Here is an 18,387-nt window from a genome sequence, read left to right on the forward strand (position 1 = left end):
GGTGATGTAAATTGTTAGAGCGTTCAATGGAAAATGTAAGGGGAGTAGAAAAAGGAAAGGGAGTGATTGAAGGAGAGCTTGGTTTTTAATAGCTCTTCTTAAAAAAAGGAAAAGAGGACTATTAAAATGAACGAATATAAAAGTGTAAGCAGTGATGGATTTGAATTGAATTATTGTATAAAAGGGTTCGGAAAGCCAGTGCTGGTGGTAGGGAGTAGTATATATTATCCTCGGCTATTCTCAGAAGATTTGTATAAAAAATTTCAATTTATCTTCTTGGATCATAGGGGATTTGTTAAGCCACCGCGTGCTTTAGAACCAGAAGATTATAGATTGGATAAAGTTTTAGATGATATAGAAATGGCAAGACAGGCCCTCGATCTAAAGGATTTTATTATATTGGGACATTCAGGACATGCCTTTATGGCCTTAGAATATGCCAAAAAATATCCAGAAGCTGTTCAGAAAGTTGTTCTACTTAATTCAGCACCTACAAATAGTCAAGAAAGACAACAACAAAGCTCCGCATTTTTTTATAAGACGGCAAACTTTGAGAGAAAGCGCCAGTTTGAACAAGATATTGCTTTTTTAGAAAGTGACATCAAAAAAGATCCTGAAAGACGATTTGTCCACATGTGCATTCGTATGGGAGCCCAAAGTTTTTACGATTATACATTTGATGCAGCGTATATGTGGGAGGATGTATATACACATATGCCAATTATTGATCATCTGTGGGGAGAAGCGTTTGGAAAACGTAATTTGATCCAGTCGTTGGCTAATTTCAAAAAACCAGTATTCATTGGCTTAGGAAGATATGATTATTTGGTTGCCCCTGTTTCGTTGTGGGACTCTATTGATGACACATATGGGAATGTGAAGAAAGTGATTTTTGAATATAGTGGGCATAATCCCATGTTTGAAGAACCACAGCAATTTGATAAAAGCTTAATTGAATGGATGAATGAGGACAAGTAGGCTCCATTGTTCTTTTTGCATAAGGAAAATTAATTCTTTCCTTTTAAGAAAGTAGTGAGTCCAGTTATTTAATCAAGACCATGAAAAGGCCGTTTCCTTTGCTTCGAAGGAAACGGCCTTTTTGACTACATAAATAGAGACTATTTTTTAAATATAAGCTGGGCATAGTTATAGAGTAAAGCAGCTGCTTCCTGACGAAGTAGTGGTTCCTTTGCCTTGTAATCAATGAGGTTTTTGGAGGAAATAACTTCAGGACCATATAGACCTTTGGATACTACATACTGAACGGCTTGATTAGCCCAAGGATCGACGGAGCCTTTAAGGCTAGCATTTGCAGGCTGAGCATTGAGTAATGATTTGGACACTTCAAAAATAATCACGGCTGCCTCCTGTCTTGTAATGGGGCGGTTGGGTTCAAATGTAGTAGTCGTGGTTCCTTTTAAAGCATCTGCCTCTACAAGAGCTTGAATTTCTTTTCCGTATGGACTATTTTTGGAGTCTGTAAATGCTACAGGATTTGTAGAGGTATGAACCCCAATAAGTCGTATGAAATCACTTGCAAACTCAGCTCTTGTAATGGGGGCTAAGGGACGGAAGGCATGATTCGAATCTCCTTGTAGCACTCCAAAGTCTTGAACACCATAGATATATGGGGCATATGGATGTGAGTCAGAAACATCAGAAAAATGTTTAGAAGGAGAAATTTTTTGAGCCATACTGACCGTATTATGATATTGTAAATAGCCAATGCTACCATCATCGGATTTCTTAAAGGCTAAAAAAGCGCCTTTTTCATCCTTGAACAGCAATGGATCGATTTGGCGCAAGATATTTTTACCCATCGGATCTTCTGCTATGAGCTGTCCCTGTGAAGTTGCTGTAATTTTTGTTATCCATGGATTTATTCGTAAATCCCGATAAGTACCTTCAAAGCGTTTCAATTGCTGAGGGGACGATGTCATATAGGATTGTTCTTTCTTTGGTAGAGGATAATACCGATTCATGAATGCTCTAAATAACTCCTCACGAAACTCTTTATCTTTATTAACAACAATAAAGCCACCAACTTTATGCTCTGGCAACAGCCACATCCAAGAATGGAATCCAGGTATATCTCCACCTTTACCAATCACAAACTGCTTGTTGTGACTCGAATGGTAGTATGTTTCAAAACCGTAAGCCATATTAGGAATCTTCGGATGGACAGAATAGTGAATAGTATGCATCTTTTCAGCCGTATCCTGCTTCAGGATAGTTTTACCTTCAAACGAGCCTTTATTGAGGTGAGCCATCATAAATTGGGCCATGTCATGACCAGTTGAAACCATTCCTCCTTCAGGTAGTTCAATTGGATTGGACAGAAAAATAGGAAAGGGCTGGTTGTTAGCATTGTATCCAGTGGCTAATTTAGCTTTTAATTTCGGTGTAAGTAAGAAACTGCTATTTTCCATTTTCAAAGGTTTATAAATATGTTCTGTTATGTAGTGATTGAAGGATTTTCCAGACAGCTTCTCCAAAATATACCCTTGAAGAGTAAAGCCAAAGTTATCGTAGCGAAATGCTTCTCCTGGTTTACGGACAACGCTAGGCATGTTTTCTTTAACATATTTCTCTAAAGAAATGGGTTGAATACTACGATTATGAATAGATTCCAATCTATCTGTAAAGTCAAAACCTGTTGTGTTGGTTAATAAATGCTTCATTGTTAATTTATATTTCGTTTTATTGTTTATCTTTATGTCCCCAAGGTAGCTCTGTATATCTTCATCAAGGTTGAGCTTTCCTTGTTCTACTAGCTGCATAATTCCTGTTGACGTAAATACCTTAGAAATAGAAGCTAGCGGAAAAACAGTATGTTTTGGATTAACCGCGATTTTTTTCTCTAAATCGGAGTAACCGTACCCTTTATTTAGCAATATTTTGCCATCTCGGACAACAACAAAAACTGCCCCCGCCATCTGATCTTTAATATGTGATTGATTAAAAAATTGATCTGCAAAATTTTCTACTTCTTTAGGATCGGTAGGGCCCAAGGGTACTCCTTTTACAGGTGAACTATAGGTATAAGCTGTAGGGAAAATAATGGATACAAACAGAATTACGACAAACATACATATACTGCATGTCTTTCTATACCCTTTAAACATAATGCATCTCTCCATTCTATAAGTGTATTAGATGCATATGAATTCAACTTGCCCAAAAGTACGAGAATCGACTAGTATCGGAATAATAATGGATGTCTCACTTGCTTGGATCATCCTATGTACTTCTTTTATATAAAAATTTCAGCAAAGGATACAAAGACAACGCAATTTAGCATTGTCATGTAAAAGAACTTTTTCTCTAGTAAGGGAAAAAGTCCTTTTACATAGCATAGTGCTAAGAGAAATATTACCTTGGTTCTAGCACATGCATAAATGGCTCATCAAACATGGGGAGTAACAGCTCACGAGTGGCTGTATGGCGTAATCCACAAAGGATGATTCGAATCTCTCTTAGCATATTTTCAACAGGAGTGATTTCACCTGTGTGATTTTTATATATTGTCCCCTCTGCAGAATGATTGTTCAAATGATGAGCATGTCGTTTAGCGACGATCAGTAATCGATGTAAAATATCTGGTATGGCATCTGTGAGGGGAGCTTCCATTTCAATATACCCACGAATCTCAGCCAGCCGAGCATATGCTTCTCGCCATCTCCATAATTGTTTTTTCTGTTCTCGATGGTGTGGATTTGGTTCTGGTAACGTTGTTTTGGACACCCGAGCTACTGAGGTAGTACATGTGTCTGGATGTAGAATTTCTTGTACTTTTGTAAACCCATACAAATCAGGAGCCATTAATTCAATTACTTCTCGATAGGTTGCGATATGATTATAGGCTCCACTCCGAATTGTCCATAGACAATGCTGCTTGGTATTTTCTATATGCGGTTGACAAGGAGGTATGATAGAGAACATCTTCTCCTCTGTGAGTGGATGATTAGCTACAATCAGCTGGCTAGCTGAGTTTGAGTGATGTGGTGTGTGATTATTTTCTGTTCCTACTTGCATGTAGGCCTTGGTGAACCATTGCAAAGAGCGAGCAGATACTGTGGAAATGTCTCCACGTATGACGCTAAGACTATATTCTCTGAATTCAGGGGAGTTAGATCCATTAAACCCATCATGAATCACATGCAGGTTATCTCTTACAGCAACAAGCTCGGAAAGAACGGTTTCTTCAAGAGTAACAATATCTTCTTCCACGTAGGAACGATAATTGTTCGCTCCATTTTCATCAGCTAAGACATGTGAATAAAGGTTATAACACAACAGAATGTGAGCCATTTCATGAAAATAGCTTTGATAAGGAAAATTGACGTAGTCCGTTTGAAGAAAATATTGATGATTCTGATAAATCAGTCCATACTCAGGACGGAAAAGAGAAAGATGGGAGTTGGCTTTATCTGCGATGTACAGAGTAAGTCCCTCGTTGTAACTAGTAATCCAAATAGCTTGATAAGTAGGGCTTAGCAACAGTGCAATCGAATGGTTAGTAATACGACCAGGAAGATTAAAAAAATCACTCTGAAAATGAGGATAGAAAGACAGCCAAGTCATCCCCAAAGCGAGTGCTTTGTATAATTCAAATTCACTTTCTTTAGCACAATCAACAGTGAATTGGTGTAGGGAAGTTAAACATCGCATAAAAGAATGGGAATCATATGTATAATTTTCAACAAATTGTTTATAGGTAGCTTCGAAATCAGCAGGTTCTATCGTCAAAAAAACTTGTAAGCCATCAATCCACAGGTCCCCACCGATAGAGGAATTCATCCATGCTTCATGATCCTGAGTAAGAGAACGAATCTCTTGATATTTTTCAAATAGTTGGCTGTATTGCACGAAATGACCTCCTTTTTATTTTTCGATAGATTAGGAACTAATTCCACAAAGAAGAGCACTCTAAGTAGGTGTGCCTATCTAACAGAGTACGATTTCTTACAAACTATTTTGGGTTATAGATAAATGAGAAAAGTGACAGCTTTTCATTTTTGAATAGCAGTATGAAATGATAGTTTACTTTTCTACTTTTTTGTGGGTAAATCTCCTTTCTTAGATAATATATAACAAACATTACAAATATAAAGTAAATTAGTGTTTGTTTATGTAGTATATGGTAATATTTGGTTACAGTCAATAGATTTCATATACAAAAATTCATTGCTATTTTTTAAAAACCTTCTCATTCCAATTTGCAGACGGGAAGGGTATTACGTATTCCAGAATTTGAAAACAATATATTATGTTTTTAGATGTTCTGCTAAACTTGTAGTAGTGCTTTTTGGTAATTTTTATAAAAAACTTTGGAAGTGTCTCCCTCGTTTTTAGGCTCGACTACGTTTTCCTTCTCATTAGGAAGTAGCCGATGGAAAACGTTTGTCACAGTATTATTGCAAGGAAAGGTGATTCTAGATGTCCAATCGAGAAGAAGATTCTATCCAAAGAAATGAAACGAACAAGCAGAATACGGAAGAAATTGTAGTAGTAGGGATTGGTGCATCTGCTGGGGGATTAGAAGCGTTACAGGAATTTTTTGAGCATGTACCAGAGACGACAAACATGGCATTTGTTATTGTCCAACATTTATCACCACATTATAAAAGCTTTATGGCTGAACTGTTGGAAAAACACACATCACTTAGGATAAAGCAAGTGACTGACGGCATGCAAATTGAGCCCGACTCAATCTATTTACATCCACCTAAGAGATATATACAACTCATTAATGGTCATTTTTCTTTAACTACGTATCCTGAAGTATCAGGGATCCATTTACCTATAGATGCATTTTTGGCATCCTTGGCTACTGAGAAAAAACAACGTGCTATCGCCATTATTCTCTCGGGAACAGGGACAGATGGGTCCAATGGAATAAAGGCCATCCATGCATATGGAGGAATGGTTATGGCACAGGATTGCGATTCGGCCAAGTTTGATGGGATGCCAAGAAGCGCCCTATCTACGGGAGTAGTAGATTTTATTTGTGCGCCATTTCAACTAGGAGAGCTTTTAGTACATTATGTAAAACGCTATGTGCTTGGTGAAATGGAAGAGGTACAAAATAAAGCGGAAGATCAGGTAACAGAAATACTCACCCTACTTACAAGGTACAACGGAATAGATTTTACTGGATATAAACGTGATGGTATCATCCGGAGAATTGAACGACGAATGAAAATAAATAACAAGGAATCTTTGGAAGAGTACCTTCAGTTTTTAGAGGAAACACAAGAGGAGCAAGGAGCTCTACAAAAAGATATGCTTATTAATGTCACCCATTTTTTTCGAGATCAAGAAGCGTTTCACATTGTAAAAACAAATGTAATACCAAATATTATCGAAAATAAACAAGCAAATGGTGAACAACATGTGCGTATTTGGGTAGCCGGATGTTCCACAGGAGAAGAAGCCTATTCTCTTGCTATGCTGTTTGATGAATATTTATGTAAAAAAGAAATCACACTTGATGTGCGAATTTTTGCTACCGATTTAGATAAAGAAGTCATAAACTATGCTGCTCAGGGTATTTACCCAGCATCAATTGAAAAGGATATTTCCAAAGATTTGTTAGATAAGTATTTTAAGAAACAGGGTGATGTATATCAAATTATTAAAAATATCCGTAGAATGATCGTTTTTGCCCCACATAATATCATAAAAGATCCACCGTTTGTCAATATGGATTTTATCACATGCCGAAACATGATGATATATTTTCAACCAGACGTGCAGAAAAGGGTACTGAGCTTGTTTCATTTTTCTTTGCATCCCAAGGGATATTTATTTTTAGGACCAAGTGAGAGTATAGGTAAGCTAGCGAATTTGTATGTTCCACTCAATCGCAAATGGAATGTTTTCACCATTCGGAAATCGAATCAGATCACTCCCAACCATTCTATACGTATTGATAAAGAAAGTGGACGTCCAATCCTCCAGACCAACCCGGTGAAAATAGGGGAAAGAGAAATGATTTCTGGAACCAGTAAGATGGACGATATATATGCAACAATCATAGAGGAGTATTTACCAGCATGTGTTATTGTCGACCGAAACTATGACATTGTTCATACTTCAGGTTCTGTCAATAAGTATCTAACCTTACCACGTGGCAAAATTACACTCAATATTTTTAAGTTAGTTTCTCCAACCCTATCAGTAGTCATTGGATCGGCTATGCATAAAGTCAGGAAGGAAAATAAAGAGATTACTTTTACCAATGTCAAAGTAAAGGGGGAGGATGACGTCTCTGAGCTAATAACACTTAGCATTACCAATTTTGCTCCACATAAATATAGCGGGCAATATATGATGATTACATTTAGGGATGAAGCAAAACCTGTCATACACCCAGAAGATACGCAGCAAAATTTTAATGCCCAAAATACGACAACACAACGAATCCGTGAGCTGGAGCAAGAATTACAATCTGCGCAGGAAAGTCTACATGCAACCATCGAAGAACTAGAAACCTCGAATGAAGAACTACAATCTACTAATGAAGAATTAATTGCTGCAAATGAGGAACTCCAATCCACTAACGAAGAACTCCAATCTATTAACGAAGAATTAATTACAGTCAATGCTGAACATCAAGCAAAAATCCAAGAATTACTAGACTTAAATAATGACATAGATAATTTCCTGTTAAGCACGAAAATCGGGACGATATTTTTGGACAGAGATATGTGCGTACGCCGATTTACACCAGCGGTAACCACCCTTATTAATCTAATGGATATGGATATTAATCGTCCGATTAGTCATATTACCCATCAATTGAAATATAACAATTTGGTAGAAGATGCAGAGCACGTCTTACATAGCATAATGCCGTTGGAAAAAGAAATTCAAAGCCTGAATGGACAATGGTATAGCATGGAGATTTTGCCCTATCGGACACAGGATAATTTTATTAAGGGTGTAGTCATTACGTTTGTAGATATTACGGAACTGAAAATGGCAAACAAAGAGCTACAGAAACTTTCATACGCTATTCATCAAATACCCAATAGCATTATCATTACAGGTCTTGACGGTAAAATTCAGTATATAAATCCTTCTTTTACAGAAAAGACAGGCTACACAGGAGAAGAAGTGATCGGTCAAAAGCTTAATCTTATTGAAGATCACGAGGATTATGAATGGAATATTCAAGAGGAAATAATTCAAACCCTAGCCAAGGGGAGGAATTGGTATGGTGAATTGCAAAGCAAACGCAAAAACGATGAGGCCTTTTGGGAACGAACGGCATTCTTACCAATTAAAAATGAGGAAGGGGAAACCATTCATTTCCTTAAAATTGGAGAGGATATTACCCAACAGAAAAAAGCAGAAGAGATGTTGCGTAAATCTGAAATGTTATCTGCTGTTGGTCAACTAGCTGCGGGAATTGCTCATGAGATACGAAATCCATTAACAGCATTAAAGGGATTCATACAGTTAATGATGGCAGATGGGCAGGGAAACGAGAAGTATTTTCAGATTATGATGGGCGAGTTTGATCGTATTGAGTTAATTATTACAGAATTACTGTTATTATCTAAACCACATGCCCTTAGCTTCCAGACAGAGGATATTGGAATTATTCTCAATGATGTATTAATGCTAATCGAAACTCATGCATTAATGAACCAAGTAAATATGATCCCAGTAATTCCAACGCCTTTACCTAAGATTCATTGTGTGGAAAATCAACTAAAACAAGTATTGATTAACGTGCTGAAAAATGCCATCGAATCTATGCCGGCTGGTGGCAGTGTTGACGTACATGTTCGTAAAAAGGCAGGAGGAAAAATTGCTATAGAGATTACAGATCAAGGCAAGGGAATTCCTCAGGATAAATTAGCAAGAGTAGGTGAGCCATTCTTTACCACTAAAGAAAAAGGAACGGGATTGGGATTAATGGTTAGCTACAAAATTATTGAAAACCATAATGGTGAAATACAGATTGAAAGCGAGCTAGGTAAGGGAACGACAGTCCGGATTATTTTGCCAACTGTTTCCATATAAAAAGTTCAGTGTAACCTCCTTTTTTTCGTGACATCCCGAAAAAAAGGGGGGTGATTACATTCAGGATGTTTTTATATCTCCTCGATAATTAGTGGTTGGGGTAGGGAGTATTCGAAAAAGGTGTGGAAAATGTTAGTTGAAAAATAAGGGACTTGAATGTAGGATAATAAATTGTGAGGCGAAGTAAAATAATGGTATAAATGAGAAAGAATGAGTTTGGATAAAAATCACGAAAGGAGAAAGAACATGCAGAAAAAAGGGAGATATTCAGGAGTTTTGCTACTTATAGGCTGCTTACTACTGGCTGGTGTTAGCATGGGAGGAATTACTACAGAAGCAAGCGGATTTCAATCAAGTACATTCGTAGACAAGCAAACAAACGAATCTGTAAGAAAGCAAGTACTCGATCAACAGACATCTAGTGTAGAAATTCCAACTAGAGTGTCTAAACAAACCTTTCCTTTCTATGTGGCTATGCAGAATGAACAAACGGTCTTGTTATGGGATGCATCCAAGCAAGATAGTCAGCTGATACCTATAGCGACAGATGGCAAGGTTCAGATTATAGATTGGTCAGCTAACAAAGAGTGGATTGCCTATCTACGTAGTCCTGATAGAAAAAGCTACTCAGGTCCGTGGTATTTATGGATATCGAAGGCGGATGGGAGCAAGAAATATCAAGTAGACTCAAGAGAAATTAAGGGTACTCCCAAATGGTCACCTACAGAAAATATGCTGGTTTATCAGACAAGAGAAGGTTCACGAGAACAAGGCATAGTCGTTCGAATTACTCCAAATGGCATAGAGAGGATACAGACTATTTTTCAACAGAATGAGGTAAATGAAGTATCTGATTACTCATGGTATCCAGACGGAAAAAGTCTTGCAGTATCTTTCCCACAAACTCAAACTGAAAATTTGCATATTAATCAAGTTTTCTTAGATAGTACCTCACGAACGCTATACCGCCAAATGACCTCTACTATTACTGAAGGAATCTATGCTCGTGATGCTACCGGACTAGTATGGTCGCCAAATGGGGCCTATCTTGCCTATTTCGAAAAACCTAATTCCGGTTCGATATCAGCAGATGGAGTACCCATTAAAGTGTTACAAATTCACTCACAAAAAATTTTCCAAATAGGTGTGGGGTTAGCTTATCCAGAGTGGCTGACCTGGTCCAAGGATAGTACTCGACTTGCCTTTATAAATGGGGGAGATCGCATGGCCACCTATGGAAAAAATTTAAGAATATGGGAGGTGCTAAATAAACAGGTATATAACAAAGGTCAAACGGATAAAGTGGATTCCTTGCCCACTTTTGGTTCAAAAGAAGATGCTCCACTTCTATTTTTACGTGGACAGGAAGCTCCGTGGCCAACCGAAATGGAAAATCATCCCTTAGTGCCGGGTCAACGTATCTGGCAGCTAAATCAGACAGATCAAGCAAAACCTATCACCACTGGCTCATCAGCAACAGCGGACAGTTCTTATTCTTTGGCACCAACAGGTCGTCAAGTAGCATATGTTCGCTTACAAACTCCTACTACTGGTTCGTTATTTGTAAAAGATTTAAGTACGGGTAAAGAGCATGAGCTTCTTAAAGGTGTAACACTTTCCAGTGGTTATTACGGAAGTTACCTACCGAGCTGGATACAGATTGCCTGGAAAAGGTAGGTTTAGAAAAAACGGAAGAGCTTGACAACCTGGGGCATTGCTTCAGGCTTTTTTATGCTTAAACCAGATAGAACGGTACTAGTAACAAAGAAGGGGAAAAGCCTATTAACATTTTTAAATCATAGTCACTCCGACCCTTTTATATTGAGACAAGATGGGGTATTGTGGAAAGCAGGATGGATGGAGAAAAAATGAAGGTTACGACAGAAGGAGAAGTTGCAATGAACGACGTTTCAGAAATGATGAATTCGCTCATCCTCTCTTTTCTTGTCGGGATGGGGGTAACCCTACTCATTGTGGGGACCGCCGGACTGTTACGCAAACAGGGGAAATTAGACATCGAGAAAAGAACTATTTGGAAAAAAGCGAATCGTAGCCAAACGTTTTGGGAAACAAATAGTGATGCTTGCCTACTTCTTAACACAAATAGAGAGATTTTAGAAGTAAATCCTGCCTGGAGAAAACTGATAGAGCATGAAGATTCTACAGAAGCAGGAAGTTCAAGCATAGCATTTATGGACTATGTAGGCCAAGAAGAAGTACCAGCTATACGAAAGCATTTACATCGAATGTTCCAAGGTGAAACCCTGAATGCTAATGTTACATTAGTTAAAAAGAGCCATCGTTCCTTACACGTCAATGTAACATTTCTGCCGTTGATCAGGCGAAAACGCGTCTTAGGTGGTCTTCTAATGATACGTGATTATACTGATCAAAAGAATGTGGAGGAGCAGCTTTACCATATGGCATATTACGATGCCCTAACCGACTTACCTAATCGACGTTTGCTAGAAGTGAGATTTCAAGAAGCACTGCAAACGATGAGTAATCCAGAACAAATAGATAAACTAGCTGTACTATTTTTAGATATAGATAGCCTTCAAGGAATTAATCATTCCCTAGGTCACCAACTTGGTGATTTGGCACTTATCACGATTGCTAACCGTTTAAAAGCGTGTGTACGTGAATGCGATACCGTATCGAGGTTAAACGGAGATGAATTTATTTTATTACTACCTAGCATTATGCAAGATGAGCTTTACCTTATCTCAGATAAAATTATTCAAGCCATTGAACAGCCTTGTTTGATTAAAGGGCATAAAGTGCATGTAACAGCGAGTATTGGAATTGCTCTTTACCCAGATGATGGGCAGGATGTACAAGCTCTTATTAAACAAGCTGATACTGCAATGTTCCACGCAAAAAGCCGAAATGGCAGCCATTATAAACTTTTTTCTCCCATAATGAATGATATAGATTTTGAACGGCTACATGTAGAAAGCGAATTACAACGAGCGTTGGAAAATCGCGAATTACGGTTATATTATCAACCAAAGGTCTCTTTAGAGACACAACGAATTGTAGCCATGGAGGCCTTGATACGTTGGGAACATCCTTTTAAGGGCCTTATTTTACCAGATGAATTTCTACCATTAGCAGAACAAACAGGCCTTATTATACCTATCGGTGAATGGGTATTACGTACTGCTTGCATACAGGCAGTAGAATGGAAACAACAGGGATATCCTCCAGTACGAATTTCAATTAATCTTGCGAATCGTCAAATTTGGAAACATAATTTTATTGATATGGTAGCTACAATTTTAAAAGAGACGGGTCTACAGGCAGAATATCTGGAGCTCGAGCTTACTGAAAATATGCTATTAAATAACAAGCGAGGATATGAGCTTGTCTACCAGTTAAAAGAGCTAGGCGTACAAGTAAGTCTTGAGCAATTTGGCAGTGATTTGCACAGTTTACGTCACCTTATCGAATTGCCAATTGATCGAATTAATATCGATCGCCGGTTTATCTATGAGTTACCGTATGAGGATAAAAATCAGGCTGTTGTATTATCTGTGATTGCATTAGCTCAAAAGTTAGATTGGACAATATTGGCAAAAGGAGTAGAAACTCAGGAAGAATTAGATTATTTAAGCAAACATCGCTGTGATGAATATCAGGGATACCTGTTTCAAGAGCCTGTTTCTTCTGACAAAGTCAAAGCATTACTACGTCAAAACCTGGTGCTTTTAAATAGAATGAATGAAAGATAAAGCCCCCTTTATTTTCAAAATAGCTGAAAAAGGGTAAAGACTGAGCAATAGACTAATTGTTCGGTCTTTTCTTTTATAAGGAAGAGAAGATATTTATCCCTATTCTCTCAACTTTTTCTCAAAACTATGAATACTCTATCCCCTTGATTCATATAGTAGAAGAGAGGATGTACAGCTTTTGATGTGAACGAAACCATTTTGTCTAGTTTATCAATAGACAAACAAATGATTTCCGAACAAGGGGGAGTGTAATATGTTAAACCATGAACGATTGACAAAACGAATGATCGTCTTACCTATCATTGGAATATTGTTGGCTGGATGCGGTAATGGTGTTCAAGCCACTCCTGACTCTGAAAAAACAGATCAGATAGTCAATTCAAGTATTACAGCTACTGTCTCGGAAGAAAACAAAAGCAACGATCAGTCAAGTAAGACACTTCAACCATCTACAAATCAAAATTCTAGCAATCCAGCTAGTAGTAAGGGACAACCGCCAGCTCAAACAAAGGAATTGACTTACACGATTGATGGAAAGCAAGTAAGTGAGCAGGGACAGCTCTTTGAAAGCCACTTAGGGTATTATCTTTATTATTTACCTGACTTTAAAGCCACAGGTGAAGAGCCGGGGAAAGATATGCTCTTTTCTGAGAAGAATGACCGCTACGCTGTCCGTATTGAGCAAATGCCAGATAAAATAGATCTAACTGCTCAAAAGAAGCTAATGGAAGTTGAATTAAGTGATTTAGGAAATGTACAGGACCTGAAAAAAGAGCAGGAAACAGATCCTTTCTTGCAAAACACAGCTCTTCATCTCGGTGTAGATACGAAAAACGATCATAAGGAAATTATCGTCACAAAAATAGATAACAGGTGGTTCAGGTTTACGTTATTTGCTCCTAGAGAAAAGGAGAATGCTGTTATTCTCCCACAACTCTTGGCTATGCTGAAAACGATTATGGTAAAAGAATAATCGACAACAATCATAGCTGGGGGTAAGTCTCAAAGCATCAACCGTAATAAGATGGAGTAAAATAGTGGATATATGACCAATACAATTGAGCCTTGTGGATATCGATTGTATTGGTTTTTTGTTGCATGAAAATACCTCTATCCTTCATAATATAAGAACGTATGATCTTATATTATGATAGGTGATAATAAATGGAAATTCAAGAACAAGTTTTTGCTTATGTCATTTGGAAAGAGGCAGGAAAACATTTAAAAAGGGATACAGAGCTATTAATCAATTCTTCCTTAAAACTTGGTAAAGCATATGGGCAATTGCTCACCTTCCTTTGCGAAGTAGCGTATGCGATGGAGAAGGCAGCCGCGAAAGACTTACGAAAAATAGATGTAAGAATGCTTGCCATCGAGGAGGATCATGGGGAGACATTTGTACTATGGAAGCATAAGGGAGAAAATCGTTTAATGAGAATTCCTTTCGTACGAATAAAAAGACAGATTCAAGAAAAAATGGAAGATATGATTGAGTCTTTACATAAACGTACGGAAAAACTTTAAATATATTCGCTTACATTACCAATTTTGCGACAAAAAGATGGGGGAATCCCAAAAAACTTGGTATAATAGCTACGACATTATATCTATTTTTGAGAGGAGACTCAATACATGAAAAAGAGTATTACTGGATATTCCCTCTTAACAGGCTTGCTTGCTTCTTCTTTATTTGCAACAAGCGCATTTGCAGCACCTCTTCAACCAGTTACACATGCAAACTGGATGAAAGAACAAAACATTATCTCTGATTTGTCCTTGGAAAGAAATATTACATTGGCGGAAGTAGCAGCAACAATGGTAAAAGTGAAAGGTGTTACCTTGGGTGCAGCACAAGGTAAAGCACATTGGGCTACCCCTACATTGCAATGGTTGGAAAAACAAGGTGCACTAACAGCAGCAGAAGTAAAAACACCAGTAGTGAATGTTTCTTCTGACAAAGCGATCGCAATTGCCAAAAAACTAGGCTATGACTTGAAAGTAGACAAAAAAGCTACGCTAACTCGTGGTGATTTCTTACAAGCACTAGGTAATGCTATCACGACTCATATAACGATCGCACATACAAATGACGTACATGGTCATATCGATGAAAATGAGAGCGGTAAAGAATTTGGTTATGCCAAAATGTCTACCCTAATCAAAGAATGGCGTGAAGAAAACAAAAACTTCTTATTGTTAGATGCTGGAGATACGTTCCAAGGAACAGTATTTGTAAACCAGTTTAAAGGTGAGTCTATTCTTCCGATCCTTAACTACTTAAATTATAATACGATGGCAGCAGGTAACCATGAATTTGACTTTGGGTATGAGCAACTGTTGAAATTGCGTGATCAATTGAAATACCCAGTCATTAATGCGAATGTAATCAAAGAGGATGGTACTAATCTTCTAGTTCCGGTATACAAAACAGAAATTAATGGTAAAAAGTTTGCTTTCCTCGGCTTTGTAGCTGAAGATACGCCAATCCTGACGCATCCTGACAATGTAAAGGGTTTAACTTTTAAATCGCCAGTAGAAATGGCTAAGAAAATGGTACCTGAGTTGAAGAAAGAAGTAGATCATGTTGTAGTCGTTTCTCACATTGGTGTTGATGTTGACCGTGAAGTAGCAAAAGCGGTTGATGGTATTGACCTTATTGTAGGTGGTCATTCCCATACACCATTACAACAACCTGAAAAAGTAAATAATACGTACATCGTTCAGGACTGGGAATATGGTAAATCACTAGGTCGTGCTGATCTTTTCTACTACAAGAACAAGCTCGTAGGCTTCAGCGGTGGTTTAGTTGAATATGATAAAAATGTAAAAGCTGATCCAGAAGTAGAAAAACTGGTAAAAGAAGTAGTAAATAAAGTAGATGACGCTATGAAAGTAGTAATCGCAAAAGCTGAAGTACCGCTTGATGGTGACCGTGAATTAGTTCGTAAAAAAGAAACAAATATCGGTAACTTAATTGCGGATGTTATGCGTGAAAAAACGCAATCCATCAAAGGACATGAAGCGGATATTGCCATTACAAATGGCGGTGGAATCCGTACTCAATTGCCAGCGGGTGATATCACTAAGAAAGATTTGTATACGTTGCTACCATTCCCGAACACCCTCGTAACCATCGAGGCAACTGGGGATGAGATCGTTAAAGCATTGGAAGTAGGTGTAAGTGAAGTAGAGAAAGGTGCAGGTCGATTCCCGCACATCAGTGGCATGTCCTTCTCCTACAATCCGACAAAACCTGCAGGCCAGCGCCTTGTGGAAGTTAAGGTAGCAGGTAAACCAATCGATCTGAAGAAAACATATCGCATCGCAACGAACGACTTCATTGCGACTGGTGGCGACGGATACTCAACACTGAAAAAACCAGCGTTTGATACCGGCCTCACTCTTTACAGCATCATGGAAGATGCATTTAAAGAGCGCAAGGTGATTGCACCTAAAGTTGAAGGTCGCGTCGTAGAAGTAAAATAAGTAAAGTGAATAGATAATAAAACGGGCAACTTTCTGGTCATGAGACTGGAGAGTTGCTTTTTTGTTGCTCATGAGTCCAGTAATAGTTATTTTTATCCAATGTGACTAGGTTTGGCTATTCTTGAATTGTTCATCACATTTATGGATTATTATTTATAGTGTTACTTTATGTCTGTATATAAAGAACAAAATAAAAAAATGATGAAAAATGTAAAAAAATAAGTTGACAATATTTTCGAAATATTTAAAAATGGGAATGTATTCAAAAAACTTTATTGGGAATGGAGGAATTATTTTGAAAAAACATCAGGTCTCATCTAGTATTATTGCTACTGTTTTGTTAGGGTCTAGCTTATTGGGAGGTGGACTTCCAGCATTCGCAAAGAGTGATGTCATGTATAACAGTGACTGGGAAACTCCTTCGTACATGAGTGAGACATGGAAAGCACCTAAGAAAGTCAAAAAACAAGAGATTGTATGGAAGTATTTATCCGACAAGAGTGATGTCCTTAAAGTACAAGGCAAGGTAGAGAATCAGTTTGAGTTGCTAAACGAAATAGAGGATAAAGAGACAGACACAACTCATTATCGTCTACGTGAAGTATATAAAGGAGTTCCAGTGTACGGTTCAGATCAGACTGTGCATCTAAATGAAGATGGGGATGTAACGTCCTTTTTTGGACAAGTAGTTCCTACAGAATCTTTGGAAAAAGTAAAAACAACACCCAAATTAAAAGAAAAAGATGCGATTAAAGCTATTAAAAAAGATTTGAAGAAAGAAGTAGGAGAAGTAGAGGAGTTTAGCGTTGAACCAGAGGCAGATCTATTTATTTATCCTCAAGAGAATAAAGTTTCGTTGGCCTATGTAACAGAAGTAACCTTCCTTGAACCAGAACCAGGTCGTTGGTTCTACGCAATTGATGCTCAAAATGGAAAAGTATTAGACAAATATAACATCATGGAGCATGTTACAAAGGCGCATAAGTCTAATATCAAAGTAGGAGAAGCAGTAGATTCCACTGCGGATGCTCGTTCCTTGGATGGACAAGCAGATGAAGCTGGTTCAGAGGATCCAAATGCCTTAGGTACAGGTAAAGGAGTTTTAGGAGATACAAAAACATTCCAAACCACATATGCGAATGGGACCTATTCTTTGAAAGACACTACCCGTGGTAAAGGGGTAGAAACATATACTGCGCGTAATGGTACCTCCTATATGTACCCAGTAACAAGTACAAATAACACTTTTAACGATCCAGCGGCAGTTGATGCTCATGCTTATGCGGGTAAAGTGTACGACTATTATAAAAGTACGTTTAATCGTGATAGCTTTGATAATGCTGGTGCCAAACTAAATTCTATCGTTCATTATTCTACGAACTATAACAATGCCTTCTGGGATGGCTCTGAGATGGTGTATGGCGATGGAGATGGCAAAAGATTCATCAGCCTATCTGGTGGACTTGATGTAATCGCTCATGAATTAACTCATGCTGTAACAGAAAGAACAGCAGGTTTGATTTACAGAAATGAGTCGGGTGCATTGAATGAATCTATTTCTGACATTTTTGGTGCAATGGTAGACCGTGATGATTGGGAAATCGGTGAAGATATTTTCACTCCTGATATCCCTGGGGATGCTTTACGCTCGCTATCTGACCCAGCTAAATATAACCATCCTGATCATTTGAGCAAAAAATATACAGGCACTGGAGATAATGGTGGCGTTCACACCAACAGCGGTATCAATAATAAAGCAGCCTACCTTATTTCTGAAGGTGGAACGCATTATGGAGTTACCGTTGAAGGAGTAGGACGTGAAGCAACTGAAAAAATTTACTATCGTGCATTAACTGTTTATCTAACTTCAACTTCTACCTTTGCTCAAATGCGTCAGGCAGCAATCAACGCAGCAACAGATTTGTTCGGTGCTGATTCCGCTGAAGTAGAAGCAGTAAAAGATGCTTACAAAGCGGTTGGTATCAACTAAGCTATTATTTTCTTCCTCTGAAACGACAGATTCAAAAAACCTCGACCAAATTATTGCGGTCGAGGTTTTTTGAATCTGTCGAGCTACATGAAAAGTTTTAGAGAGGATAAAGTTGACCTTCTTCTTAACTCTTTACACTAG

The 18,387-nt window shown here is 38.0% G+C and carries 10 protein-coding genes; 8 read left to right on the plus strand and 2 right to left on the minus strand.

What is annotated here, in order from left to right:
• The first annotated feature begins 126 nt into the window (after positions 1–126).
• Positions 127–978 carry an alpha/beta fold hydrolase gene (locus ACQV1I_RS04790; RefSeq protein WP_094700705.1) on the plus strand — a complete coding sequence of 284 codons (852 nt, stop codon included), beginning with the start codon at positions 127–129 and terminating at the stop codon, positions 976–978.
• Between the two features lie 140 nt (positions 979–1,118).
• Here the strand turns inward: ACQV1I_RS04790 and ACQV1I_RS04795 are convergent, their stop codons facing one another.
• Both ACQV1I_RS04795 and ACQV1I_RS04800 read right to left on the minus strand, forming a co-directional pair.
• Positions 1,119–3,089, minus strand: coding sequence for a beta-lactamase family protein (locus tag ACQV1I_RS04795; RefSeq protein ID WP_236645672.1), 1,971 nt, complete (start codon positions 3,087–3,089; stop codon positions 1,119–1,121).
• A 283-nt stretch (positions 3,090–3,372) separates the two neighbouring features.
• Positions 3,373–4,869, minus strand: a complete 1,497-nt coding sequence (locus ACQV1I_RS04800) for a hypothetical protein (protein ID WP_116332911.1) — start codon at positions 4,867–4,869, stop codon at positions 3,373–3,375.
• A 570-nt stretch (positions 4,870–5,439) separates the two neighbouring features.
• On the opposite strand from ACQV1I_RS04800, the gene ACQV1I_RS04805 reads away from it, so the two are divergent.
• The 7 genes from ACQV1I_RS04805 to ACQV1I_RS04835 all read left to right on the plus strand — a co-directional run bounded on the left by ACQV1I_RS04805 (position 5,440) and on the right by ACQV1I_RS04835 (position 18,246).
• Positions 5,440–9,036 carry a CheR family methyltransferase gene (locus ACQV1I_RS04805; protein WP_116332913.1) on the plus strand — a complete coding sequence of 1,199 codons (3,597 nt, stop codon included), beginning with the start codon at positions 5,440–5,442 and terminating at the stop codon, positions 9,034–9,036.
• A 246-nt stretch (positions 9,037–9,282) separates the two neighbouring features.
• On the plus strand, positions 9,283–10,713 hold the full coding sequence (locus ACQV1I_RS04810) for a copper amine oxidase (RefSeq protein ID WP_116332915.1): 1,431 nt from the start codon (positions 9,283–9,285) through the stop codon (positions 10,711–10,713).
• A gap of 221 nt (positions 10,714–10,934) precedes the next feature.
• Positions 10,935–12,770 (plus strand): putative bifunctional diguanylate cyclase/phosphodiesterase, encoded by a 1,836-nt coding sequence (locus ACQV1I_RS04815; RefSeq protein ID WP_236645673.1) that lies wholly within the window; start codon positions 10,935–10,937, stop codon positions 12,768–12,770.
• A gap of 253 nt (positions 12,771–13,023) precedes the next feature.
• Entirely contained in the window at positions 13,024–13,743 is a 720-nt protein-coding gene (locus ACQV1I_RS04820) for a hypothetical protein (RefSeq protein WP_116332917.1), read from the plus strand.
• A 191-nt stretch (positions 13,744–13,934) separates the two neighbouring features.
• Positions 13,935–14,294, plus strand: a complete 360-nt coding sequence (locus tag ACQV1I_RS04825) for a hypothetical protein (protein WP_094700699.1) — start codon at positions 13,935–13,937, stop codon at positions 14,292–14,294.
• Positions 14,295–14,402: 108 nt separating this feature from the next.
• Positions 14,403–16,256: a bifunctional metallophosphatase/5'-nucleotidase gene (locus tag ACQV1I_RS04830; protein WP_116332919.1), complete on the plus strand. Its 1,854-nt coding sequence runs from the start codon at positions 14,403–14,405 to the stop codon at positions 16,254–16,256.
• Positions 16,257–16,551: 295 nt separating this feature from the next.
• Positions 16,552–18,246 carry a M4 family metallopeptidase gene (locus ACQV1I_RS04835; protein ID WP_094700697.1) on the plus strand — a complete coding sequence of 565 codons (1,695 nt, stop codon included), beginning with the start codon at positions 16,552–16,554 and terminating at the stop codon, positions 18,244–18,246.
• Positions 18,247–18,387: the final 141 nt, after the last annotated feature.

The sequence above is a fragment of the Brevibacillus sp. JB24b genome, from assembly GCF_051713385.1.
Classification (GTDB): domain Bacteria; phylum Bacillota; class Bacilli; order Brevibacillales; family Brevibacillaceae; genus Brevibacillus_B; species Brevibacillus_B laterosporus.

Coding starts and splice junctions, on each gene's coding strand:
- ACQV1I_RS04790 (WP_094700705.1), top strand. CDS start 127: ATGAACGAATATAAAAGTGTAAGCAGTGATGGATTTGAATTGAATTAT.
- ACQV1I_RS04795 (WP_236645672.1), bottom strand. CDS start 3,089: ATGTTTGTCGTAATTCTGTTTGTATCCATTATTTTCCCTACAGCTTAT.
- ACQV1I_RS04805 (WP_116332913.1), top strand. CDS start 5,440: ATGTCCAATCGAGAAGAAGATTCTATCCAAAGAAATGAAACGAACAAG.
- ACQV1I_RS04810 (WP_116332915.1), top strand. CDS start 9,283: ATGCAGAAAAAAGGGAGATATTCAGGAGTTTTGCTACTTATAGGCTGC.
- ACQV1I_RS04815 (WP_236645673.1), top strand. CDS start 10,935: ATGAACGACGTTTCAGAAATGATGAATTCGCTCATCCTCTCTTTTCTT.
- ACQV1I_RS04820 (WP_116332917.1), top strand. CDS start 13,024: ATGTTAAACCATGAACGATTGACAAAACGAATGATCGTCTTACCTATC.
- ACQV1I_RS04825 (WP_094700699.1), top strand. CDS start 13,935: ATGGAAATTCAAGAACAAGTTTTTGCTTATGTCATTTGGAAAGAGGCA.
- ACQV1I_RS04830 (WP_116332919.1), top strand. CDS start 14,403: ATGAAAAAGAGTATTACTGGATATTCCCTCTTAACAGGCTTGCTTGCT.